This is a genomic window from Streptomyces tubbatahanensis (genome assembly GCF_022699385.1).
Lineage (GTDB): Bacteria > Actinomycetota > Actinomycetes > Streptomycetales > Streptomycetaceae > Streptomyces > Streptomyces diacarni.
Genome location: NZ_CP093846.1, coordinates 6,482,783 through 6,506,393, shown reverse-complemented (window position 1 = coordinate 6,506,393; position 23,611 = coordinate 6,482,783). Strand labels below are relative to the sequence as shown.

General features: G+C 74.2%; 19 protein-coding genes. 8 read left to right on the top strand and 11 right to left on the bottom strand.

Annotated features, from left to right (window positions below; all coding sequences use genetic code 11):
- Window positions 1-14: 14 nt before the first annotated feature.
- From MMF93_RS27865 to MMF93_RS27845, 5 genes are read right to left on the bottom strand one after another with little or no spacing between them, the layout of a single operon-like run.
- Window positions 15-953 (bottom strand): Gfo/Idh/MocA family protein, encoded by a 939-nt coding sequence (locus MMF93_RS27865; RefSeq protein ID WP_242755766.1) that lies wholly within the window; start codon window positions 951-953, stop codon window positions 15-17.
- Window positions 953-2,173 (bottom strand): Ldh family oxidoreductase, encoded by a 1,221-nt coding sequence (locus MMF93_RS27860; RefSeq protein ID WP_242755764.1) that lies wholly within the window; start codon window positions 2,171-2,173, stop codon window positions 953-955. The genes MMF93_RS27865 and MMF93_RS27860 overlap by 1 nt, the downstream gene beginning before the upstream one ends.
- Window positions 2,174-2,203: 30 nt before the next feature.
- Window positions 2,204-3,598 carry a M20/M25/M40 family metallo-hydrolase gene (locus tag MMF93_RS27855; RefSeq protein WP_242755763.1) on the bottom strand — a complete coding sequence of 465 codons (1,395 nt, stop codon included), beginning with the start codon at window positions 3,596-3,598 and terminating at the stop codon, window positions 2,204-2,206.
- Entirely contained in the window at window positions 3,595-4,494 is a 900-nt protein-coding gene (locus MMF93_RS27850) for a sugar phosphate isomerase/epimerase family protein (RefSeq protein ID WP_242755762.1), read from the bottom strand. The genes MMF93_RS27855 and MMF93_RS27850 overlap by 4 nt, the downstream gene beginning before the upstream one ends.
- Window positions 4,484-5,557, bottom strand: coding sequence for a Gfo/Idh/MocA family oxidoreductase (locus tag MMF93_RS27845; protein ID WP_242755761.1), 1,074 nt, complete (start codon window positions 5,555-5,557; stop codon window positions 4,484-4,486). Before MMF93_RS27845 ends, MMF93_RS27850 begins: the two co-directional genes overlap by 11 nt.
- 223 nt (window positions 5,558-5,780) lie before the next feature.
- Between MMF93_RS27845 and MMF93_RS27840 the strand changes: the two genes are divergently transcribed.
- The 8 genes from MMF93_RS27840 to MMF93_RS27805 all read left to right on the top strand — a co-directional run bounded on the left by MMF93_RS27840 (window position 5,781) and on the right by MMF93_RS27805 (window position 16,585).
- Window positions 5,781-6,998, top strand: coding sequence for a DegT/DnrJ/EryC1/StrS family aminotransferase (locus MMF93_RS27840; protein ID WP_242755760.1), 1,218 nt, complete (start codon window positions 5,781-5,783; stop codon window positions 6,996-6,998).
- Between the two features lie 86 nt (window positions 6,999-7,084).
- Window positions 7,085-8,179 (top strand): DegT/DnrJ/EryC1/StrS family aminotransferase, encoded by a 1,095-nt coding sequence (locus MMF93_RS27835; protein WP_242757814.1) that lies wholly within the window; start codon window positions 7,085-7,087, stop codon window positions 8,177-8,179.
- An 87-nt stretch (window positions 8,180-8,266) separates the two neighbouring features.
- Window positions 8,267-9,247, top strand: coding sequence for a UbiA family prenyltransferase (locus MMF93_RS27830; RefSeq protein WP_242755759.1), 981 nt, complete (start codon window positions 8,267-8,269; stop codon window positions 9,245-9,247).
- Window positions 9,244-10,680, top strand: a complete 1,437-nt coding sequence (locus MMF93_RS27825) for a protoporphyrinogen/coproporphyrinogen oxidase (RefSeq protein ID WP_242755758.1) — start codon at window positions 9,244-9,246, stop codon at window positions 10,678-10,680. The genes MMF93_RS27830 and MMF93_RS27825 overlap by 4 nt, the downstream gene beginning before the upstream one ends.
- Before the next feature lie 11 nt (window positions 10,681-10,691).
- On the top strand, window positions 10,692-12,254 hold the full coding sequence (locus MMF93_RS27820) for an AMP-binding protein (protein ID WP_423835637.1): 1,563 nt from the start codon (window positions 10,692-10,694) through the stop codon (window positions 12,252-12,254).
- Window positions 12,255-12,327: 73 nt separating this feature from the next.
- Window positions 12,328-13,152, top strand: a complete 825-nt coding sequence (locus MMF93_RS27815; RefSeq protein WP_242755755.1) for a class I SAM-dependent methyltransferase — start codon at window positions 12,328-12,330, stop codon at window positions 13,150-13,152.
- Window positions 13,149-14,906 (top strand): CoA transferase, encoded by a 1,758-nt coding sequence (locus MMF93_RS27810; RefSeq protein WP_242755754.1) that lies wholly within the window; start codon window positions 13,149-13,151, stop codon window positions 14,904-14,906. Before MMF93_RS27815 ends, MMF93_RS27810 begins: the two co-directional genes overlap by 4 nt.
- Complete coding sequence (locus MMF93_RS27805) at window positions 14,903-16,585, top strand: class I adenylate-forming enzyme family protein (protein WP_242755753.1); 1,683 nt, start codon at window positions 14,903-14,905, stop codon at window positions 16,583-16,585. Before MMF93_RS27810 ends, MMF93_RS27805 begins: the two co-directional genes overlap by 4 nt.
- On the opposite strand, the gene MMF93_RS27800 is transcribed toward MMF93_RS27805, so the two are convergent.
- From MMF93_RS27800 to MMF93_RS27775, 6 genes are all read right to left on the bottom strand, one after another.
- Entirely contained in the window at window positions 16,575-18,635 is a 2,061-nt protein-coding gene (locus tag MMF93_RS27800) for a phosphocholine-specific phospholipase C (protein ID WP_242755752.1), read from the bottom strand. The genes MMF93_RS27805 and MMF93_RS27800 overlap by 11 nt on opposite strands.
- A gap of 231 nt (window positions 18,636-18,866) precedes the next feature.
- Window positions 18,867-19,277, bottom strand: coding sequence for a PGPGW domain-containing protein (locus MMF93_RS27795; RefSeq protein WP_242755751.1), 411 nt, complete (start codon window positions 19,275-19,277; stop codon window positions 18,867-18,869).
- 186 nt (window positions 19,278-19,463) lie between these two features.
- Complete coding sequence (locus MMF93_RS27790) at window positions 19,464-20,123, bottom strand: response regulator (RefSeq protein ID WP_242755750.1); 660 nt, start codon at window positions 20,121-20,123, stop codon at window positions 19,464-19,466.
- Window positions 20,120-21,298: a sensor histidine kinase gene (locus MMF93_RS27785; protein WP_242755748.1), complete on the bottom strand. Its 1,179-nt coding sequence runs from the start codon at window positions 21,296-21,298 to the stop codon at window positions 20,120-20,122. The genes MMF93_RS27790 and MMF93_RS27785 overlap by 4 nt, the downstream gene beginning before the upstream one ends.
- Window positions 21,295-22,230 carry a CPBP family intramembrane glutamic endopeptidase gene (locus MMF93_RS27780; RefSeq protein ID WP_242755747.1) on the bottom strand — a complete coding sequence of 312 codons (936 nt, stop codon included), beginning with the start codon at window positions 22,228-22,230 and terminating at the stop codon, window positions 21,295-21,297. Before MMF93_RS27780 ends, MMF93_RS27785 begins: the two co-directional genes overlap by 4 nt.
- 248 nt (window positions 22,231-22,478) lie before the next feature.
- Window positions 22,479-23,402, bottom strand: coding sequence for an alpha/beta fold hydrolase (locus tag MMF93_RS27775; RefSeq protein ID WP_242755746.1), 924 nt, complete (start codon window positions 23,400-23,402; stop codon window positions 22,479-22,481).
- Window positions 23,403-23,611: the final 209 nt, after the last annotated feature.

Here is a 23,611-nt window from a genome sequence, read left to right as displayed (position 1 = left end):
CGGTGTCCGTGCCGTCATCGGGTCTGCTCCTCTTCCGCCGCGCGGGCAGGCGGCTCCTCGCAGTCGTAGGTGTCCGACACCAGTTCCAGCGCCGCGAGTCCGCCGTCCGCCCGCGTCCCCGTGTGCACGGCGTGTGCGAAGTCGTCGAGGATGCCGGCGTACTCGTGCCACAGCGACGCCTTGAACCCGGGGTGCAGCGCGAGCATGTCGGCGTGCAGGACGGTGCCGTCCGCCCTCCGTACCTGGAGATCCTTCGCCTCGCCCGGCCAACTCCAGTCCAGTTCCACGCGTGCCGTCCTGCCCCCCGCGCCGCTCAGGTCGACGACTGCCTGGCGGTCGACTCCGTGCGCGTCGCGGGCGACGGTGGCACGCTCGACGGTGACCTCGCCGAGCAGCAGCCGTACGAGGTCGAAGGCGTTGGGGCCGTTGTCGGCGACGCAGCCGCCGCCGCAGCGCTCCGGGTCGAGATACCAGGTGTCGCCCTGGATGTGCTCCTCGATGCGCTCCAGATACCGCACGCGCACGGAGGCGATCCCGCCGCCGGCGGACAGCTGCCCGCGCAGGCGGGCCACGGCGTCGTTGTAGCGGCGGTGGAAGGCGGTGAACAGCGGCGTGTCCGTCTCGGCCGCGAGCGTGCCGAGCGCCCGCCCCTCGGTGACGGTCAGAGCGAGCGGCTTCTCCACGCACACGGCCACGCCCGCGCGCAGCGCGTCACCGCACACGGTGGCGTGCGCGTGGTTGGGGACGGCGACGACGACGGCGTCGAGGTCGCACTCCGCCAGCATCCTGCGGTGGTCGGTATGGCAGGGCACGTGCCCGTGGTGCGGTCGCAGGGCCGGCGTCCGCACGTCGCACAGCGCGGCCAGGTCCCATCCCGGCGCGGCGTCGATCGCGGCGAGGTAGTACCGCGAGATGGCGCCGAGGCCGACGAGTCCGATACGGCGGGGGATCATCACACACCGCCCCCTGCATCGAAGGCGGTCCGCGGGGCGCGCGGAAGGAGGCCGAGCGCGACGAGTTCGTCGTACAGGTGCGCGGGCAGCGGGACGCCCTCGGCGCGGCGGACGCGGACGCGTTCGGCCTCCCACCAGCCCGGGTAGCGCACCCGGGTGTGTCCGTCGGCCGGCGGGCACTGGGTCAGCGTGGAGAACAGGGAGCGGGCCTCGGCGCGGAAGTCCTCCTCGGCACGGAGCGCGCCGGGCGCCACGGCCAGGGCCAGGAAGCCGATGTCCTCGTCACGTCCGTGCGGACGCCCGTCACCGTCCAGCGCGTCGGGGGCGGGCCCGACCCCGGCGCCGGGCAGCAGTGCCGCCAGCATCTCGACGGCCAGCCCCAGCCCGTAGCCCTTGTACGCGCCGGTCTCCACCTCGCCCCCCAGCCACCGCAGGTACGCCTCGCCGCGGTCGAAGGCGGCCGGGTCGGTCACCGGGGCACCGGCCGCGTCCTCCAGCCACCCGGCGGGGATCGGCTCGCCCCGGCGGGCAGCGGTGCGGATGCGGCCCGTCGGGACGGCCGTGGTGCTCATGTCCAGCACGAACGGGTGGTCGTCGTCCAGCGCCGGCGCGGCGACGCTGAGCGGGTTGGTGCCGAGCATGGCGAGCGTGCCGTGGGGCGGACGGGCGATGCGCTGGCTTCCGCAGTTGCCCGCCAGGACACCGATCATGCCCTGCCGGGCCGCGCGGGCCGTGTGGTAGCCCGCGCAGCCGAAGTGCGTGGCGTTCCGTACGGACACCAGGCCGACCCCGTGCCGCCCCGCGCGTTCCGCCGCCAGGTCCATGGCCTGTGCCGCGCTCCACAGTCCGAGGGACCGCTCGGAGTCGATCAGGACGCAGGCGCCCAGGTCCGTCACCGTGCGGGGTTCGGCGGCGGGGTCGGCGCGCCCCGACTCCAGCAGCGGAAGGTAGAGGCGGGCCAGGTTGAACAGCCCGTGGGAGCCGAGTCCGGCCAGGTCGCCGTAGCACAGGGCGTCCGCCGCGGTGGCGGCCCTGGCCTCGGGCACGCCCCGCGCGGTGAACGCCTCACGCGCCGCCGCCAGCAACTGGTGGTGCTCGACGGTCACGGTGCCGGAGCCGGCGGGAGTGCTGGTGCCGGTGCCGGCTTCATGGCCGGTGCCACTGCCGGCGGAAGCGGGGGTGGGGGGCCGGGGCGCGGTGCGCTGGTGCGGCGGTGTCATGCGAGGTTTCCTTTGCTGGACTTGCCGGGCTCAGTGGTCGGTGTGCTCGCTGGGCGGCGTACGGGCACGCAGCCTGTCGGTGAAGGAGAGGAGGAGCGCCCGTACCTGCGCGGCGAACGCCTCCAGATCGGCGAGGGCGACGAACTCGCCCGCCGCGTGTGCGTTGTTGGCCTCCAGACGGCCGGGCCCGAGAACGGTGGTGTAGGTGCCGGGGACGCCGTGCATCCAGATGGCGTCGCAGGTGAACGCGGGCTCGGCGGCGGTCTGCCGGGGCACCGCCGCGGCGGCGAGCACCTCCTCGGCCCACAGGTCGCCCAGGAGGTCGGCGCGGAGGGCGGGCAGTCCCCGCTTGTCCCACTCCAGGCGGGTGAGCGCGGCGGCCTCGGCGGCGGTGCGGGCGAAGTCGCGGGTTCCGGCGAAGCGGGCGATGAACGCGCGCAGGCCGTCGGCGACGGTGTCGCTGAGCGCCTGCTCGGCGGCCGCGCCCTCGGCGGCGTCGGCGTAGGCGACGTTGACCAGGAGGCTGCCCGTACCGTAGACGCGGTTGTGCGCGTGTCCGGTGTGCAGTCCGGCGACGCACGCGGCGCCGGTGGCGTCGGCCCGGGCCGGGTGGGAGCCGAACTCGGCGGCCAGGTACTGGGCGAGGAAGCCCAGGAGCACAGTGGCGTTGTGGCCCGCCCCGGGGCGGTCGTCGACGGCGTCCTCGCCGGCCACCCGCAGGCGTGCCGTCATGGACGCCGTCGCCCTGGGCAGGTGACGCAACCCGGTCGGTTCGCAGAAGACGTTCAGCCTGCCGACGTACCCGGCCTCGACCAGCGGCCGGGTACCGAACGTGCCCATGGCACCGCCCTCTTCGCCGCTCACCGCCTGCACGAGCACGGACACCTCGCGGCCCAGGGCCGGTTCGGCGGCGGCCGCGGCGCGCACCCCGGCCAGCAGCGCGACAGCGGGGCCCTTGGCGTCGACGGCGCCGCGTCCGGTGAAGCGCTCCCCGTCGAAAGCGACCGGCTGGCTCCCGGCGACGGTGTCGAGGTGCACGTTGAACATGACGGTCTGCCGGCGCGGTCGCGCGGGCCCCAGGCGCAGCACCAGGCTGGGCTGCCCGGACAGGAAGGCCGGGTCGCGGGCGGCGGCGCGTACCGCGGCGGGTACGTCGTCGCGGTGCAGGGCGGCCTGCTCGGGTGCCGCGTGCCGTACGACGCCCAGGCCCGCCCTGCCGGCCGCCTCGGCGTAGGCGCGCTGGGCCTGCCGCAGCCGGTCCCGGGTGTCCGGCTCGCCCGTCTCCATCGGGCTGACGGTGGGGGTGCGCAGCAGGGCGAGGAGCAGGTCGTGGTCGGCCGCGGTCAGCAGCGCGGCGGACGGTCCCCCGCTGCCGGGCCGTGCGGCGTCATCTCCGGGCCGCGCGGCGTCGTCGCCGGGCCTCACGGCGTTCCCGCCGCACGGGCGGCGGTGCCGTGGTGCGGTGCGAGGAGCCGTTCGAGCCGTCGTCCCGCCGCCACGAAGGGGCGCGCCGCGCCGGTGCCGGCGTCCACCCCGGCGTGCGGCTGCGCCGACAGGTGGGGTTCGAGGGAGAAGGCGCCGCGGTAGCCGGACTCCAGCAGGGTCCGCAGGCAGTCGGCCACCTGTGCCTCGCCGTCACCGGGGAGTACGTACTCGGTGGCGCCCTGGGCGGTTCTGCGGGCGTCCTTGATGTGGACGTGTTCCACGTAGGGCAGGATCTGCCGCAGCAGCGCCGCCGCGTCGTAGCCGTGGGGGACGCCGTTGCCGGTGTCGAAGAGCAGGCGCAGCGCCGGGCTGTCGGTCTCCCGCAGCAGCCGCAGCATGCGGGTGGCGCTCTCCCCCGCCCAGCCGGCGCAGTTCTCGTGCAGGAGGGTGACGCCCACGGCCTGGGCGCGGCGGGCGAGACGGCCCAGCCGGTCGATGGCCTCCCGCGCCCACTCGCGCGGTTGCAGGCCGTCGTTGGGGTACGACATGACGCGCACGAACCGGCACTCCAGTACGGCGCACTGGTCGAGCAGCGTCTCCAGTTCGGCCAGGTCGGTCTCGAAGGGTGTGGTGACGGGCCGCGCCCAGTTGCCGATCCGGGAGGCGAGGCACACCGCCCCCAGGTCCGCGTCGCGGAGCCGGTGTGCGAGGTCGCGTACCGCTTCGGGCGCCAGGTCGGCGAGTGCGGTCCGCCCGACGGTGCGCAGTTCGACGCGGCGCCAGCCCAGGGCGCGTACCGCTTCGATCTGGCCTGCGAGGTCGGGGGCCGCCTCGTCGCCGATGCCCGCGCACCGGTCGGCGAACGGGCCCTGCGGGTGGTCTCGTTCAGCGGGCACGGGCGTCCCCTTCGACGGTGAGCGCAGCGTCGGCCCGGGCGGGCGGTGCGGCGTCGGCGGTGGGTTCCTCACCCGCGCGGCAGTGTGCCTTCGCCTGGCAGAGCAGCCGCGCGACGGCGTGGTGCAGGGCGAAGTCGTCGCTCCGCGCTTGGGCGTAGCGCTGGTAGGTGCGGCGCAGGAAGGGGCTCAGCGCCTCGTCGCGGAAGGTGTGGTGGGCGCGTACGGCGCCGGAGAGAATCAGCTGGGCGTGGTCGTCGCGCTCGCTGATCGGGTAGTGCGCGGTCGCCGTCCCTTCGGTGAAGCGGAGGGTGACGCTGCGCTGCTGCACCGGTGACGTCAGGTCGGAGACGATGTCGGTGCGCACGCCTCCCGCGTGCCGCAGCGTGAGCGCCGCACTGCCCATGCGCGGGACGACGGTGGCGCCGCAGCGCATGTCCGTGCAGTGGGCCGTCTCCAGTTCGGCGGCTCCGGCCAGGTCCAGCACGACGCCGAGCGAGTGGGGTATCTCCACGTCGAAGGCGGTCGGGTGGCCGTGCGTGGCCAGGGTGCGGTCGAAGCGGGGCTTGTGCTGGGCCACCTCGACGCTCAGCAGTCGTCCGAGACCGCGGTCGGCGATCAGGTCGCGGAGCCGCTGTGTGAGCCCGGCGGCCAGCCAGTGGGCGACGACGGTCACATCGAGCCGGTACTCGGAGCGGAGTCTGGTGACGCTCTGGAGCTGGCCGGGCTCGCAGGCCAGCGGCTTCTCCACCAGGACGCGGGTGTAGCCGAGCCCGGCGAGCCTCCCCAGCACTCCGGCCCGCGCGGCGGGAGGGGTGCACAGGTGGACGACGGTCTCCTCGGGAGGCGTGCGGCGGGCGGCCTCGGCCAGGGATGCCAGGACGGTGACGTCGTCGAGGCCGGACGCGGCGGTGGGGCGGGGATCCCAGGCCAGCGGCGGCCAGTGGAACAGCGGGTCCTCTTCGGCGTCGCGGGCTGCGCCGGTCGGCGCGCGGAGCTTCTTCAGGGCCGCCAGGTGGAGGCCGGCTCCGGAGCGGCCTAACCCGACGATCAGCGGTCGCAGCATGATGTCCTTGCAAGTGTGACGGCTCTGTCAGTTCAGCGACCGACTGTGACCCCCGGTATGAAGAGCGGTCAAGCGGAACCCGGGAACTCATACCGGCACGGGTGAACGTGCGGGGACGTGCGATTGGCCCCAGGGGCCGGGGGTATGCCTCGGGTCGCTGGCAATCCGCCGTTCGCGTCAAGTAATTGGGGTGGCAGTGTCTTTCGGAGGAATCTCCGGAGGGGTGGGGCGACGTTCCGGGCCCCGGGCCGGAACCGACGAGGTTCCGTTCTTCTCCCAGGCAACGACTTTCGGTGTGCTGTGGCCTCTCGTGGAGGAGAGGGTCAACGAGGTATTCGCGACAGGGAAGTTTTCACACGGCCGACATGTCGCGGAGTGGGAGCGGGAACTCGCCGCCTACACGGGAGCCGGGTTCGCCGTCGGGGTGAACAGCGGCACGGACGCCCTCGTCCTGTTATTGCGCGCGTGCGGCCTCCGCCGCTCCGAGGGGGTGCTGGTGCCGGCGTACTCGTTCGTCGCCACGGCCTCGGCCGTGGTGCTGGCCGGCGGCCGTCCCGAGTTCGTCGACATCGACCCGGTCACCTACGCGATGGACGCGGCCGCCCTGGAGTCCGCCGTCTCCCCCGCGAGCCGCTTCGTGATGCCCGCGCACCTGTTCCACCAGATGGCCGACATGGCAGCCCTGGGCGCCGTCGCCGCACGCTGCGGGCTCACCCTCGTCGAGGACAGCGCCGAGGGCATCGGGATGCGCCAGCACGGGCGCCACGCGGGCCTGCACGGCAAGGGCGGTGTGCTGTCCTTCTTCCCGAGCAAGACTCTCGGAGCGCTCGGCGACGCGGGGGCCGTCCTGACCGACGACCCGGAAGTCGCCGAGATGGTGCGCGCGTTACGCCACCACGGACGGCTCGGGCCGACCCTCGGGGACTTCGCCACCATCTCCACCGAGACCGACGTGCCCGGCTACAACAGCAAGATGGACGACATCCAGGCGGCCGTCCTCTCCGCGAAACTCACCTGCCTGGACAACGACATCGCCCGCCGCGCCGAACTCGCGGCCGCCTACCACGAGCGGTTACGCGACATTCCCGGCATCACCCGGCTCCCGCACGTCGTCGAGCGCCCCCCGCGCGGCGCCGAACACCCGCAGCGCGGCGGCGAGTCGCGGCCCGTCTTCTACGTCTACCTGATCGAGGCCGACGACCGCGACCGGCTGGCCGAGCACCTGACCCGCCACGGGGTGGGCACGGAGATCTACTACCCGACGCCGCTCCACCTGCAGCCGTGCTTCGCCCACCTCGGCCACTCGCGCGGCGACTTCCCCCGCGCCGAGGCCGCCAGCGCCCGCGCGCTCGCCCTGCCCCTCTACCCGGACCTGGACGTGGAGCAGGTCGACCGGGTCAGCGAGACCATTCGTGAGTTCTACACGGGGAAGCCGACGTGACCGACGGGGATACCGACGTGACCGCCCAGCGCACCAGCGCCATCTCCTTCTTCCAGCCCGACGTCTTCGACGACGACCGCACCGCCATGCTCGACATCATCCGCCGGGTCGGCACCGCGCCCGAGCAGCGGTTCATCCTCGGCGAGCACACCCGCGCCCTCGAACGGGAGCTGGCCCGCTCGCTGGGCGCCGCCGACGTGGTCGCCTGCGGCAGCGGCACCTCCGCGCTGGGGCTGGCGCTGACGGCGATGGGGGTGGGCGCGGGAGACGAGGTGGTGGTGCCGGCGTTCGGCTGCGCCCCGCTGGCCGCCTCCGTGGTGCACGTGGGCGCCAGGCCCGTCTTCGCCGACATCGACCCGTGGACGATGGTCGCCGACCCGGCCGACGTGCGGCGGCGCATCACCCCGCGCACCAAGGCGCTGATGCCCGCGCACATGTTCTCCGTGATGGCCGACATGCCCGTCTTCACGGCGCTGGCGCGGGAGTACGGGGTGCGGCTGCTGGAGGACTCCGCCGTCGCTCAGGGCGCGGTGCTGCGCGGCACCCCTGCCGGGCTGTGGGGCGAGGCGGGCGTCTTCTCCTTCGTGCAGGTCAAGTCGTTCGGCATGCCGGGCGAGGGCGGCGTGGTGGTCACCCGCGACGCGGCCCTCGGGCAGCGGGTGCGGATGCTGCGCAACCACGGCCAGGACGGGGCGCACCGGTTCGTGCACCACGTGATCGGGCACAACAGCCGGTTCGACGAGATCCAGGCCGCCTTCCAACTGCGCAGGATGCCGGGGCTGCCCGCGCGGCTGGAGCGGCGCGCGGCCATCGCCGACTACTACACCGAACGGTTCGAGGCGCTCGCCGAGAAGGGCGTGGTTCCGCCCCCGAGGGGGCGGGAGGGCCGCTGCTACTACGTCTACTCGCTGCTGGCCGAGCGACGCGACGCGCTGCGGGCCCACCTGACGGAGCGCGGCGTCGACTCCCACGTGTACTACCCGCTGCCGTTGCCGAGGCAGTCGGCGTTCGCCCCCTTCGCCTCGCCCGGCGAGCACTGGCCGCACGCCGAGCTGGCGAGCAGGCGGATCCTGGCGCTGCCCGTCTATCCGCATCTGACGGACGCGCAGGTCGAGTACGTCGCCGACGCGGTGTGCGACTTCGCGCGGCGCGGCACCACGGCCGGCCGCCACCACCACTGACCCGGTCCCGCCCGGTCCCTGAGATCCGACCGGCCGACCGGACGCCCGACCCGGCCCCGCCGGGAGATACGAGGAGAAGCGCAGCAGATGACCAGTCACGCCCATTCCGGGCCGCTCACCGTCGCCGAGCCGCGCGTGGAGCCCAAGGCGCGCAGCTTCGTGCGGCTCGGCAAACTCGACGTCTACGACTACTACCCCAGCATCCTGGTGGCCCTGGCCGCGGTGCTGCTGCCCTTGGCGCGGTTCGAGGCGGCGGCCGGCTGGACGCTGGCGCTGTTCCTGCTCGGCGAGGTCTTCGTCGTCATGTCGATGGTCGCGCTGGACGACGTGACCGGCTACCGGGACGGCAGCGACGCGGCCAACTACGGGCCGAACGATCCCCTGCGCAGGAAGCTGCGCAAACCGCTGATCGCCGGGACGCTGACGCAGCGCGAGGCGCTGGGCTTCGCGTGGTGCACCGCCGCGGTGGGCGCCGCGCTGTGGGCGGGCGCCGTGGCGCTCGCCCCGCACCGTCCCGGCTGGACGCTGGTGCTCGTGCCCGTGGTGTTCGTGGTCGCGCTCCAGTACTCCTACGGGCTCAAGATCAGCTACCACGGCTTCCAGGAGGTCTTCCTGGTCGGCCTGGGCGCCGCTTTGGTGCTGGCCCCCTACGGGCTGGTGGCCGGGCACTTCTCCGGGTTCGCGCTCGTCGCGGGCGTGCTGTTCGGGGCTGGGCCGCTGCTGTTCGGCGTCTACTCCAACACCAACGACATCCCCGGCGACCGCGCGGTGGGCCGCCCCACCGTGGCGTGCCTGGTGGGCCCGCGGGGCAACGCCGTCTTCATCGGCGCGCTGTCGGCCGCCGAGTTCCTGCTGGGCGCGGTCGCCAGCGCGACGGGGATCGCGCCCTGGTGGTTCGTGCTGCTGATGCTGCCGGTGACCGCGCTGCGGGTCCGCCAGTACGTGACGGGCTTCCGCGGGGAGGGTGACATCATGCGGGCCCGCAGGCAGGGCTTCGTGGTGCACCGGGTCAGCACCGTGCTGCTCATCGCGGCGGGGCTGCTGCACGGCGCGGAGGCGGCCGCGTGAGCGGGCGCCCCGAGCTGGACGCCGTGGTCGTCGGCGCGGGCGTCGCGGGGCTGACCGCCGCGCACGAGCTGCGGCGCGCGGGGCTGCGGGTGCGGGTGCTGGAGGAGCGCGCCGAGGTGGGCGGGCGGATGCACAGCTTCCGCCACGGCGGCTGGACGGTCGACGAGGGGGCCGAGCAGATCTCCGAGCACGGCTACCGCGCCACCTGGGAGCTGCTGCGGCGCCTCGGCGTGCCGGACGAGGAGGTGCCGCTGATCGGTAAGCCGATCGGGGTGTGGCGCTCCGGCCGTGCCCACCCCGGGGTGGCCGCCAGGAACGCCCCCGTCGCAGGCGCCGGGCTCACCCCCCGCGCCCGCCTCGATCTGCTGCGGATGACGGCGTGGCTGGCCCGGCACGGCTCCGCGTTCGACGGCGACCGCCCCGAGCGCACGCCCACGGGCGCCGCGACGGTGGCGGAGTTCGCCCACCGCTACCACCCTGACCTGCACGATTACCTGCTCCAGCCCGTCGCGGGCAACTTCTTCGGGTGGCGTACGGAGCACTCGGCGGCCGCGCCGTTGCTGAGCCTGCTGGCGTCGGTCGGCACCACCGAGCGCTGGCGCACCTACCGGGACGGCATGGATGCGTTGACGCGGCGGCTCGCCGAGGACCTCGACGTCGTCACCGGCACCCCGGTGCGCGAGGTCGTCTCCGAGCCCGGCTTCGCCCGGGTGCGACTGGCCGGCGGTGCCGGCGGTACCGGCGGTGCCGACAGCGAGATGACGGCACGCGCGGTCGTGCTGGCCGTCCCCGCACCGGTCGCGGCGCGCCTGCACGCCAACGCGCCCGCGGACGAGCTGCCGTTCCTGACGGCGTGCACCTTCACGCCCGTACTGAAGGTGAGTTGTCTGCTCGACCGGCCGCTGGCACCGCCGTCGCCGCGGCCGCTGTACGTGCTGCTGACGCCCGCCGCCGAGGAGAGCGTGCTGTCCGGCATCATCGTCGACCATGCCAAGCACCCGTCCCGTGCGCCCGCGGGCAAGGGGCTGCTGACGCTGATGGCCGCGCCAGGACAGCTGCCCGCGCTGCTGCGCGCCCCGGACAAGGAGGTCGCCGACCAGCTCGTGGCCGCGGCCGAACGGTACGTGCCGGGCCTGCACCGCGCCTGCACCGAAACCTTCGTGCACGGTTTCGCCCACGGGCTGCCCGAGGCCACCCCGCAGGCGCTGCACCACCGTGGGGCGTTCGCCCGGCGTCCGGTGCGGCCCGTGGAGTACGCCGGCGACTGGCTGACCCTGCGGCCCGCCAGCGAGGGTGCCGTGCGCGCGGGCGCGCTGGCGGCCTCCCGGGTCCTGGCCACGGTGCGGCCCCGCCCGCCGCGGCCAGGGCCGGGTCCCTCGCACCGCCGTTCCGCCTCCGGCGCCCTGGTGGGCGGCGGGAAGGAGACCGAGTGAAACCGCACGACATGGGTGTCCTCTTCGACGAGTGCGCCACCCGGGGAGTCGCCACCCGCTTCCACCTCGACCGGCCCTTCGACATCGGTACGGAGGAGGCGACCAGCTACACCGTGCCCGAACTCGCCACGCTGGTACGGCGGGCCGCGGGCTGGTTCGCCGCGGCGGGTGCGGGCCCCTCGGACCGGGTGGCGATCGTCAAACCCAACCACTGGGACTACGACGTGCTGGCGTGCGCGGCCGTGCGCGTCGGCGCCGTCCCCGCGCAGCTGTCCGCGGACCTGCCGCACCAGTCCCTGGTCACGCTGCTGCGGCGGCTGCGGCCCGCGCTGCTGGTCACCACCGCCGCGCTCTGGGAGGCGCTGCGCGCGGCCGAACCCCCGGGCCTGGCACACGCCGTCCTCCTGCTGGACGGCTCCGCGCCCGGCGCCCTCGGCCTGGCCGACGTGGCCGGCATCCCGGCGCCGGCCCCGTACCTGCGGCACGACGACGAGCCGCTGGTCATCAACCACACCTCGGGCACCACCGGGGTGCCGAAGCTGGTGGCGCACTCGACCCGCACCATCATCGGGAAGCTGGCCAGGTTCGAGACCGTGCGGTACCCGCGGATCGGTGTGCGGCGCGACGACACCCTCCTCAACGCCAACGCGTTCGCCCACGGCAGGACGTTCTGCTGGACGGCGAGCGCGCTGTGCCTGGACCCGGCCGAGATCGCCATTCTCACCACCCAGGACCCCGACGTGGCCGACCCCCTCCTGCGCGCCCACCCGCCGACGCTCGTCGAGGCGCTCCCCTCCGCCTACGTCCGCTTCCAGCCGCTGACCGCCCGCCTCGACAACCCCTTCCGCCGGGTGCGGCTGTTCATCAGCACCTACGACGCGATGCACCCGCCCACCCTCCGCGCCTACCTGCGGGCCAGCGCACACCGTGCGCCGCTGTGGATGCAGGGCTGGGGGCAGACGGAGACGGGCCCGCTGACGTTCCGCTTCCACACCCGGCGGTCCGTCGCGCACGCCTCCGAGGCGCGGGGCGTGGGCCGTCCGGTGCCGGGCAAGACCCGGCTGCGCGTCGTCGACCCGGACACGTTCCGCACGCTGGGCCGCGGGCGGGCCGGACTGGTGCTGGCCCGCACGTCCGCCTGCGCCGCCGGGTACGTCGGCGAGAGCGAACGCTGGGCGGCCAAGCGGCACGGCGCCTGGTGGAACACCGGCGACCTGGGGCGCCTGCGCGGCGACGGCAGCGTGGAGCTGCTGGACCGCGAGGTCGACCACACCCCGGGCCTGAGCTGCCTGCGCACCGAGGACCTGCTGGAGAACCGGCTTCCCGAGGCCGCCGAGTGCGTGCTGCTGAGCCCCTCGGGGCGCCCTCCGCTGCCGGTCGTCGTCACCCAGGACGGCCTGCTGGACCGCGCCGCATGGGACCGGGCGGTGCGGGACCTGCCGCCGCTGGGCGAGCCCGTGGCGCTGACGTGGGAGCAGGTGCCCCGCACCGGCACAGGAAAGGTGCGCCGCACGGCGCTGCTGCGGCAACTGACCGGGAGCGGCGCGACGGTCGGCTCGGGACGGTGGACGTGACGCGCCGCGCACCGGGCTGCCCCGCCGAGACGAGGGGCGAGACGGGGAGCGAGACGAGGGAGGACGGCACACCGTGGCCGACACACTGACGCAGACGGCGCGTTACGCGTTCGACAACGACACCGAGCACAGCCGCGAACAGCACCGCTGTCTGGCCGCCGCCTACGACACCGCCACGTTCGCGCACCTGGCGTCGGCGGGGGTGGCACCAGGCTGGCAGTGCCTGGAGATCGGGGCGGGAGGCGGCACCGTCGCGCACTGGCTCGCCGCACGGGTGCTGCCCGGAGGCCATGTCACGGCCACCGACGTCAAGCCGCACCACATCGCCGCCAGGCCGGGGCTGACGACGCTCGCGCACGACGCGGCCACCGATCCGCTCCCCGAGGCCTCCTACGACCTGGTCGTCGCCCGGCTGGTGCTCCAGCACCTGCCCGAACGCACCGCTGTGCTGGGCAAGCTGGTGCGGTCGCTGGCCCCCGGCGGGGTGCTGCACATCGAGGAGTTCGACACCTCCTACGAGCCGCCGCTGCTGACGCCCGACGAGGAGTCGGCCCGGCTCTACCAACGGTTCCTGGACGCCAAGTGCGCCGTCTTCCGCGCGGGCGGCGGCGACCCGCACTGGGGGCGCCAGGTGCCCACGGCGCTGCGCGCGGCCGGGCTCGTGGACCTCGACGTGCGGCCCCGCATCGAGCTGCGCACCCCCGACTCGCCCGGCCTCCAACTGCAGCTGCACCACACCTACCACCTCCAGGACCAGCTGCTGGCCGCGGGCATGACGCGCGACGAGCTGGAGGGGGCCAGGGCGCTGATGCGGGACCCGGCGTTCCGTGCGGCCTCCAGCGTTTTGTACGCCGTCCAGGCCCGCAGGCCCGACGGCGGCGAGGGGGCGGCGGCGTGACGACGAGCCCGCCGCGCACCCGGGTGGCTCCCGCTCCCGCCGTCGCCCACCGGGTCGCCGACCGGCTGCTGGCCCTGGTGGGCGACCCGGGCACCGCCACCGTGCCCTACCGCATCGACTGGGCGGGCCCGGTCGACCTCCCCCTGCACAGCGAGCAGGCCGTGCAGGCGGCGTGCGGAATCATGGAGGTGCACGGCCGCGCCGCCGGACGGCCCACGCCGCTCGCCGTCGACTACGCCGGCACGGTGGCCGGGGTGCTGGCGGCGCAGGGCGTCTGCGCCGCCCTGCTCGGCCGTGCCGCGGGGGCGGACGTCGCGCGGGTGCGCACCTCGGTGAGCCAGGCCGCGCTGTTCAGCGTCAGCCAGTACCTGGCCGCGGCCACCGCCGAAGGCGACGAGGACGAACCCCCGCCCGCTACAGCGCGGCGGGAGGCGCCCACGGAGGTGGGCCACCGGCCCTTCGTCTCCGCCGACGGCGTGGCCTTCGAGCTGGAAGCGCTCGACGCCGAGCGATGGCTGGGGTTCTGGCAGCGCCTGGGGGCGCCCGCCGACGCCCTCCGCGCGGGCTGGCGCCCCTTCCAGCAGCGCTTCGCGACGGCCACCTGCCTGCTGCCGCACGCCCTGCACCGGGCCGCGGGCGCCGCGCCCTACGCGGCGATCCGCTCGGCCGCCGCGCAGGCGGGCGCCGATGTCCTTTCCCTCTGTGCCGACCCGCGCGGCGGTGCGGCGCCACCGGCCTGGCGCCTGACCGAGCTGGGCCACGCCACGGCCGGCGCCGCACGGGAAGCGGTCAGGACCCCGCAGGGAAGCGGACACCCTCTGCTCGCGGGGCTGCGCGTCGTGGAGTCCACCCGGCGCGTGCAGGGGCCGTTGGCGGGGCACGTGCTGCGGTTGCTCGGCGCCGAGGTGGTGCGGATCGAGCCACCTGGCGGCGACCCGATGCGGGGCATGCCGCCCATGGCGGGGCCCACCTCGGCGCGCTTTCGCGCCCTCAACGACGGCAAGCAGGTCGTCGAGGCGGACCTCACGACGGGCCAGGGGCGGCACACCGTGCGGGAGCTGGTGGCGGGCGCCGACGTCTTCCTGCACAACTGGGCCCCTGGCAAGGCGGCGCGGCTCGGTCTGGACGCCGCGGACCTGTCCGCCCTGCGGCCCGGTCTCGTCCACGCCTGGGCCTCGGGATGGGGCGACGCGCTGGGCCAGGCCCCGCCCGTGGGCACCGACTTCCTGGTGCAGGCGCACAGCGGACTGGCCGCCGCCGTACGTCCGGCGCACCTGCCGCCCGCGCCCTCGCTGATGACGCTCACCGATGTGCTCGGCGGGCTGCTGAGCGCGCAGGCCGTACTGGCGGGGCTGCTCGCGCGCGACCGCACCGGGCGGGGGCAGCGCGCCGACTCCTCGCTGCTGTCCGCCGCCGCCCTGGTGCCACGGCCGCGGCAGCGCGTCCGGTGGGGCCCGTGGGAGACACCGCCCGCGACCGCCGACGGCCATCTGTGGCTGGGCGAGAGCGCCCGCGCGCATCCGGAGCAGTTGGGCCGCGTCATCGGCGCGGACGCGGCACGCTGCCCCGACGCGGCCGCGGCCCGGCTGCGGACGGCGACGAGCACCGCGTGGGCGGCGCGCTTCGCCGCGGCGGGTCTGACGGCTCTGCCGGTCGGCACCGACCTCGCGCGGCTGGCCGCCGGCCCACGCTTCTCCGCCGCCGTCCGCCACGACGCGTACGCGCGTCCGCTCACCCCGTGGGAGTTCCTGTGACCACCGATCCCGGCGTATGGACGTCGAACGCGGGCGTGACCGTGCGGGATCTGGTCCCCGCCTCGCTCCGCCGCGCGTGGGTGGAGCGCGGGTGGTGCCCGGACCGCGACGTGTACGCGCTCTTCTCCGCACACGCACGCGCCCACCCCCGCAGGGCGGCGGTCGTCGACGCGTCGGGCACCGTCGACTACGCCGGGCTGGACGCCACCGTCCGGCACTTCGCCTCCCGCCTGGCCGAGCACGGGCTGGGTCCGGGCGACATCATCGCCCTGCGGCTGCCCAACGGGCGGGCCGCGGTGGCGGCGGAGCTGGCCGTGGCGGCCGTCGGCGCGGTCGCTCTGCCCTACCCGCCGGGGCACGGCAGCCTGGGCCCGGCCGGTCTGCTGGCGCGCTCGCGGGCCCGCGCCCTGGTCGTGGCGCGGGAGCGGGACGCGGTGCCGAGCGCCGGGCTGCCGCATCTGGAGACGCTCTTCACCTGCGGCGACGCCGGCGAAGGGCCGCGTTGCGCGGAGTCGCTGACGGCCCCGGCCCGCACTGGCTTCCGGCCCTGTGCGCACGATCCCGAGGCGCCCGTCCGCCTCCTCGTCTCCTCGGGCTCGGAAGCCGAACCGAAGATGGTGGCCTACTCGCACAACGCGATGGCGGGCGGGCGCGCCTCCTACGTGCGGGCCCTGCACGACGGTACGGAGCCGATGCGCAACCTGCTGCTCGTCTCGCTGGCCTCGTCGTTCGGTTCGCTCGGCAGCTACGTCACGCTCGCCGCGCTCGGCGGCACGCTGCTGCTCCAAGACGGCTTCGACGCGGCGGCGGCCCTCCGCATGCTGGTCGCGCACCGCCCCACCCACGTGTTCGGGGTGCCGGCGATGCTGCGGCGGCTGGCCGACCTTCCCCAGATGCCCGGGGAGGACGTCGCCGGGCTGCGGGCTCTCGTCTCCAGCGGGGCCGCGCTGCCCGGGGCGACCGCCGAGGCGTGCCGCGCCCGCTTCGGCCGCCGCGTCCTGGCGGTCTACGGCTCCTCCGACGGGGTGAACTGCCACACGTCCTGCGGCGACGGCGGCGGGCCCACCTGCGCCGGGTTGCCCGACCCGGCCGTCGCCGAGATCCGCGTCGCCGAACCCGACGGCAGCGCGCTGCCCCTGCCCGCCGGGAGGTCGGGCGAGATCCTGGCCCGCGGCCCGATGACCCCGCTGAGCCATGTGGCGGGGCCCGGCCAGGACGCCCGCTACCGCACGGACGACGGCTGGGTGCGCACCGGCGATCTGGGCCGGCTGGACGCCGAAGGGCGGTTGCACGTTCTCGGGCGTCTCAAGCAAATCGTCGTGCGCGGCGGATACAACATCAGCCCCGCCGAGGTGGAGCGGGAGCTCGGCGGCCATCCCGCGGTGGCCGAGGTGGCGTGTGTCGGTGTGCCGGACCCGGAACTGGGCGAACGCCTGTGCGCCTGCGTGCGGCAGGCGCCCGGCGCCCGGCCCGCTCCCCTGACACTGGCCGCGCTCACCTCCTATCTGGAGGACGAGCGCGGCCTGGAGCGCCGGAAGCTCCCCGAACGGCTCCTCCTGGTGGAGCACATGCCGCTCGGCCCCACCGGCAAGGTCTGCCGCACCACCCTCGCCGGGATGGCCGCGGCGTCCTCCACCGGCAGGGCCGAGCCGGCCGCTTGCGCGCCGGTCAGTCCGTGAGGGTGGCCGGGTCGCTGACGCCGGGCTTCCCCGTCTCGACGTGTCCGGCGAGCCGGCGCAGCCACGCGTCGTCGGTGTCGGTGGTGACCGACAGGTCGTACCAGCGCTTGGTGGCGCGCAGGCTCACCGTCCGGACGACCCGCGCGCCGGCCCGCACCCTGTGCGTCTCCTTCGCGCCGCCGTAGGCGTTGGCGACCGTCAGGTCGCAGTCCTCGGCGCCGTCGTTGGTCAGGGTCAGCTCGATGTCGCCGCTGTCTCCCAGGTGGCGGGCGGCGACCTCGGGCCCGGCCTTGTCTGCGGGCCCCGTGAAGGTGCGCAGGAAACCGCCGGGACCGTGCACCGTCAGGTCGTAGGCGCCCTCGGAGTAGGCCGCGTTCCACGTGTCGGACAGCTTCTTGCCCGCTTCGGTGGTGTAGGTCCAGGGGCCGTCGGTGCGGTTGGCGGAGGTGACCAGGAAGAAGGCACCGGCCTGCGCGCCGCCGCTGAAGGTGAGCGTGAACTTCCCGTCGGCGACCTGCGCCGAGCCGTCCACCAGCGGCGCGTAGGGCAGCGGCCTGGTCGGGCGGGAGCCCGGCTCCTGCTTGGGCAGCACCGGCTCGGACGGGGGCTTGGGCACGTACGAGTCGTGCCGCTCGTTGTCCGGCGGCTCGTAGGCGTCGGTGCCGGGCAGCGACGCCGGTTCTGTCTCCTTGAGGCCGAAGTCGAACGCCGAGGTCAGGTCGCCGCACAGGGCACGGCGCCAGGGCGAGATGTGCGGCTCGTGCACACCGAAGCGGCGCTCCATGAAGCGGATGATCGAGGTGTGGTCGAACAGTTCGGAGCAGGCGTAGCCGCCGGTGCTCCACGGGGAGACGACGAGCATGGGCACGCGCTGGCCGAGGCCGTAGGGGCCGGGTTCGTAGCCGGCGAGGCCACCGGTGTAGGTGTCGAGTTCGGTGGTGACGGTGGAGCGGCCCTGCGCGTTCGAGGCCGGCGGGTAGGCGGGGACGACGTGGTCGAAGTAGCCGTCGTTCTCGTCGTAGGTGATGAACAGCGCGGTCTTCGCCCACACGTCCGGGTTGGAGGTGAGCGCGTCGAGGACCTGCGAGATGTACCAGGCGCCGTAGTTGGCGGGGAAGTTCGGGTGCTCGGTGAACGCCTCGGGCGAGGCGATCCAGGAGATCTGCGGCAGCTTGCCGGACTGCACGTCGGCCCTGAGGATGTCGAAGAAGCCGTCGCCCTTCTTGGCTTCGGTCCCGGTGCGGGCCTTGTCGTAGAGGGGGTCGCCCGGCTTGGCGTCCTGGTACTTGGTGAACCACAGCAGCGAGTTGTCCCCGTAGTTGCCGCGGTAGGCGTCCTCGATCCAGCCCCAGCCGCCGTCCTCGTTCAGGCCGTCGCCGATGTCCTGGTAGATCTTCCAGGAGATGCCCGCCTGCTCCAGCCGCTCGGGGTAGGTCGTCCAGCCGTAGCCGGCCTCCTCGTTGCCGAGGACCGGGCCGCCGCCCTCGCCGTCGTTGCCCGCGTGCCCCGTCCACATGTAGTAGCGGTTCGGGTCGGTCGCCCCGATCATCGAGCAGTGGTAGGAGTCGCAGACGGTGAAGGCGTCGGCGAGTGCGTAGTGGAAGGGGATGTCCTCGCGGGTCAGGTAGGCCATGGTGCCGGGCCCCTTGGCCGGAATCCACTGGTCGTACTTGCCCTCGTTCCAGGCCTGGTGCCCGCCCGCCCAGTCGTGGTTGAGGCCGGCGATGAACTGCATGCCCAGGTTCTCGGCGTCCGGGTGGTACGGCAGCACGTCCTTGGAGCCGTCCGACTGGTGCCACACCGACTTCTTACCGGCGGGCGCCATGGGCCGGGGGTCGCCGAAGCCGCGCACACCGCGCAGGGAGCCGAAGTAGTGGTCGAAGGACCGGTTCTCCTGCATCAGCACGACGATGTGCTCGACGTCGTCGATGCTGCCCGACCGGCGGGCCGCGGGGATCGCGGCGGCGCGCTGGATGCTGCCGGACAGGGTGGAGAAGCCCGCGGTGGCACCGGCGATCTGGAGGAACCTGCGGCGGTTGAGTGCTGGCATCTGTCTGCTGACCTCACAAGGGTGTGCGAAAACGTGCGAGTCAACGGAGTCTGTCAAGAAGAACCCCGTCCAGGGAAGTCACCTGTATGAACAAGTTGGCAACATCCGAGGACGATACGCCACCCTCCCACCCGTCTCTACCTGCACAATCACGACGTTTCCCGTCGCAGCCGCACGGGCGTGCGGTGCGCGCCGCCGTGCGGCCTCAGCCGGGAGGGGCGAGCGCGCCGCTCACCGGCGCGACGCCCGTTGCGCGGTGACCCGGCGGCGGCTCCAGACCAGCAGCCCCACCAGGATGAAGCTCGCGAGGATCAGACCGGACCCCGTGCTCCAGCCGCTGAAGGGGAGGTCGGGCACGAGCCCCCAGGCCACCCCCGCCGCCATCAGGGCCAGCGCGGCGAGGGCGGACCCCGTCAGCCGCAGCGGTGAGGAGACGCTCTCCTCCGCGGCCTGGAGCGCCCTGTCCCGCACGGGCTCGACGTACCGGTTCAGCCCCGGAAACTCCCGGGCGAGGACCACCAGACCGGCGAAGACGAGCAGCAGTCCGGGGCCCGGCAGGACGAGGAGCGCCACCCCGACGAGCAGCAGCAGCCCCCCGCCCACGAGTGTCCCGACGCGTCTGACATGTCTGCCGGCCGCCATACCGCTCCCTTCGCCGCCGCGCGCCCTTCGCGGGCCTCTTCGAAACCAGGAGACCAGCAGACCAGAGAACCCGGAGGCTGTCGGCCCCTGACACGGGGTCACGGCGCGCGCGACGCACCGGGCAGGCCCTCGCTCACCGGCCCGCCGACGGGGACGGCGGCCCGCTGACGGGGGCCGCGGGGCGCCTCAGGTCACCAGGCCCCGCCGGTAGGCGTAGACGACCGCCTGGACGCGGTCGCGGAGATCGAGCTTGGTGAGGATCCGGGAGACGAAGGTCTTGACGGTCTCCTGGCTCAGCAGCAGCGCCGCGGCGATCTCGCTGTTGGAGAGGCCGTCCGCGATGAGCCGGAGGACCTGGAGCTCGCGCGGGGTCAGCGGGGTGTCGTCCCCGGCTCCCTCGGCGGGCCGGATGCGGGCGGCGTACCTGCCCACGAGCTGACGCGTCACCTCGGGATCCAGCAGCGCCGCACCCGTCGCCACGGTGCGGATCCCGTGCAGCAGCTGGGCGGGCGGCGCCTCCTTGAGCAGGAACCCGCTCGCCCCCGCGCGCAGTGCCTCGTACACGTACGCGTCGAGATTGAACGTCGTCACCACGAGCACCTTGACGGGGTGCTCCACCCCGGCGCCGGCCAGCAGGCGGGTCGCCTCTATGCCGTCGAGCACCGGCATGCGTACGTCCATCACGACGACGTCGGGGCGCAGCCGGCGCACGAGGTCGACCGCGGTCCGCCCGTCGCCGCACTCACCCGCCACCTCCAGGTCGGGCTGGGCGTCGATGATCGTCACCAGCCCGGTACGGACCAGCACCTGGTCGTCGCAGACGAGGACCCGGACCGGCGCCGTCACGACAGGCTCCGCGCGGGTATGCGTGCCCGTACGACGAAACGGCCGCCGCGCTGCCGGCCGGCGCTGAAATCGCCGCCCAGGACGTCGACCCGCTCCCTGAGCCCGGCCAGGCCCCGGCCGCTCCCGCCGGGAGAGCCGCCCCGCACACCGGATCCGTCCGTGCCGACCTCCACGACGATCTCCCGCGCACCGTGCCGCACCCGGACCGAGGTGCGGCCCCCGCGGGCGTGCTTGAGGGCGTTCGTCAACGCCTCCTGGACGACCCGGTAGGCCACCAGATCGGCGCTGCCGGTCGACTCCGCCGGCGTGCCCTCCTCGCAGAACTCCACCGGTTGGCCGGCCCGGCGCGTCTGCTCGACGAGCGTGAGCAGCCTGCCCACGGGAGGTGTTCTGGCGCCGGCACGGTCGGCAGACCCTTCGGTGTCGGCGCCGTGGTCGGGGTTGAGCAGGTCGAGGAGGTGCCGCAGGTCGGTGAGGGCGCGGCGGCCGGTGTCGGTGGTGGCGGTGAGCGCCTGGTCGAGGCGGTCGGGCGCGGCCGTCAGATAGCGTGCCGCCTCGGCCTGCACCACCATCGCCGTCACGTGGTGCGTCACCACGTCGTGCAACTCGCGGGCGATACGCGCCCGTTCGGCGGTACGCGTCTCCTCCGCCACCCGGAGACGGCGTTCGGCCTCCGCTTTCCGGGTGGAGCGCCACCAGGTACCCATCCCCCACACCAGGGCACACGCCAGATAGAACGCCACGAACTCCTCCAGCCCCTCCGTGCCCAGCCGGAAGAGGGCGAGGGCCAGCGGCACGTACGCCATGGAGAAGACCAGCACGGTGGCACGCCGGTGCCGCTCCAGACGGGCCGCCGCGCTCAGCAGCGCGAAGGACAGCCCCGTACCGGCGAGCGTGTGGTATCCGAGAAGCTGGTCGAGGGCGAAGCCGGCGAAGGCCACGGCGAGACAGGTGACAGGCCACCGCCGCCGCACCGCGAGCGGAAGACACTGCAGGCAGATCGCCACGACGGTCAGCGCCTCGAAGGGGCGGGTCGGCAGGCCACCCAGCTGCGTCCCGTGACTGTGGAACGCCGGCACGAACGACGGGACGAGAAGCAGCAGCGCGAGCGGGAGGTCCCGCACCACGACGTCGAGACGGCGCCACGGCTGAGGGACCAGCCGAGAACTGATCACCGGGGAAGTGTACTGGTGGCCTCGGGCTGCCCCGCGCGCGAGTCGGCACGCCCCTCCGCGCGCTCCGGCGCGGGCCCTTCCGAGCGCCGCTCCGTGCGCTCGCCCGCACGCCGCTTCGCGCGCTCCTCCGCGCACCGGCGGCGGGAGACCAGGTGACCGCGGCGGCGGGCCAGCAGGAGGAACGCGAGCGTCGCCAGCGCGCAGAACAGCACCGAGAACACGCTGCCCTCAGGACCGAAGCCGCCGCCGGTGACGAGCTCGGGGCCGGACGCCGTGGTCTCCAACAGGCCCTGGTTGGCGCCGTTTCCGGAGACCACGCTGCTGAAGATGCCGGCCGCGGCGAAGTTCCAGCCGAAGTGCACACCGATCGGCACCCACAGCGTGCGCGTGGCGATGTACGCGGCGGTGAGCATGCCCCCGGCCTCGATGGCGACGGCGAGCGCACCCCACAGGGTCGCGTCCGGGTTGGCCAGGTGGTAGGCGCCGAACAGCACGGCCGTCGCGGCCATCGCGATCCAGGTCCCGGTGCGCTCCTCGATGACCCGGAACAGGACGCCGCGGAAGAGCAGTTCCTCCGTCACGGCAGCGGCGGCCATGAAGCCGACGAGCCCCACCGCACCTGTCGCCGAACCCCGCCCCTCGATCTCGTAGTACCCGTTGGTGGCCAGTTGCAGGACGACGAGCCCGAACACCGCGGCGCCGACCAGCGTCCCCAGCCCGAGCGCGGGCGCGGCCCCCTTCACGGCCACCTCCGCCACCGCGCGGTGCTCGGTCCTGCGCACCACCCACGCGTACCCGAGGAGTGCCAGCGCGGCCGACGAGAGGCCGACCGCGCACATGAGCCAGGGGTTGTCCTCCTGTACCGCGGCGATCACCTGTCCGCCGGCCAACGCGACCGCCGCGACGACCAGAAGCTGCCATACCACTCTCATGAAAACCCCTTCTCCGAAACCGCGCCCGAAGCAGCACGCTGCTCCGGAACGCTACGGACCCGGCGCTCCGCGGGCGTCACCACGCGGTGGACACTTGCGGGACCTGCGTGTAGCTCGCACGGGGGACAACGCGCGCCGAACGCGCGGGAAGAGCGGCCGCGTTCGGGACGGTCAGCGCTGCGCCGGCCCGTGCGCGTCAGCGCACATCAGTGCCCGTCCGTGCGCATCAGTGACCGCCCGCCCGGGGCCTACGCGCGGTCCGCGGCCTGCGAGGTGACGCGCTGCAACGCCCCGACCGCGACGTCCGGCTGGTCGAGGTAGATGTAGTGCTCGCTGTTCTCGGCGGTGCTCAGCTTGCTGCGGCTGGAGACCGCGAGCCACTTGCGCTGCCCCTCGGACCACGCCCGCTCCATGGCAGCGCCGTACTCGGGCACCTTCGCCAGGTACCGCTTCCCGTGTTTGATCACCTCCACGGGGATGTCACCGGCTGAGCGGACCTTCCCGTCGCGGACCGTGAGTTGTTCGGGGTTCTTCCCGCCCATGACCGCGAGCGTCTGGTCGCGCAACTCGGCACCCGGCCCTGTGGCGGACTCGGGTACCGCCTCGGCGAGATCCGCGTTCTGCGTCGGTGAGGTGGCGTCCATCAGCACCAGCCCCGCCACCCTGTCCCGGTTGTCGCCCGCGTACCGGGCGGCGATCAGCCCTCCCAGCGAGTGCCCGCCGAGGACGACCTGCGCGTCCCCCGAGACCCGCTCGATCACGCCGGTCAGCACCTCGCCGGTGCTGTCGAGCGTCTGCGGCCCGTCCGGCTTGTCGCTGGCACCCGCACCGAGCCGGTCGTAGGAACAGACGCGGTTCTTGCCGCTCAGCTTCTTCTGGAGCCCTGCCATCTTCTTCAGCCCGTCGCCGCCACCGTGCAGGAGGACGATGACCGGCTTGCCGTCCGCGACGGTACCGGCGCAGGACACGTTCACCGACCGGCCGCCGACCTCGATCTTCCTGGTTCCGTTGGCGGTGAGCACGCCGTCGTCGGCCGGCCGCTGCGAAGCGGACGGCCCCGAGGCCGCCTTCGAGGAGCCGTCCTCCGACGGCTCCTCGCAGCCGACCAGCCCGACGCCGCCCACGGCGCAGCACAGTGCGATGACGGCAGAAGCCCTGCCCTTGCGGCTCATAAGATCGCTCCCGAAATACGAAGCGGGCGGGCCCCCGAGGCCACGCGCCCGTCCGCGACCGGAACGCCGCGGCCCCCCGAACGCTACGAATCCGGCCCCCCGGAATCGTCCCCCCACGGTGGACACCTGCGTGTGGCTCGCACGGGGGACGCCCCCGTCGAGGACCGGCTGCTCTCCAGCGCAGGTGCGGCCGCGTACCGCTGCGTGCC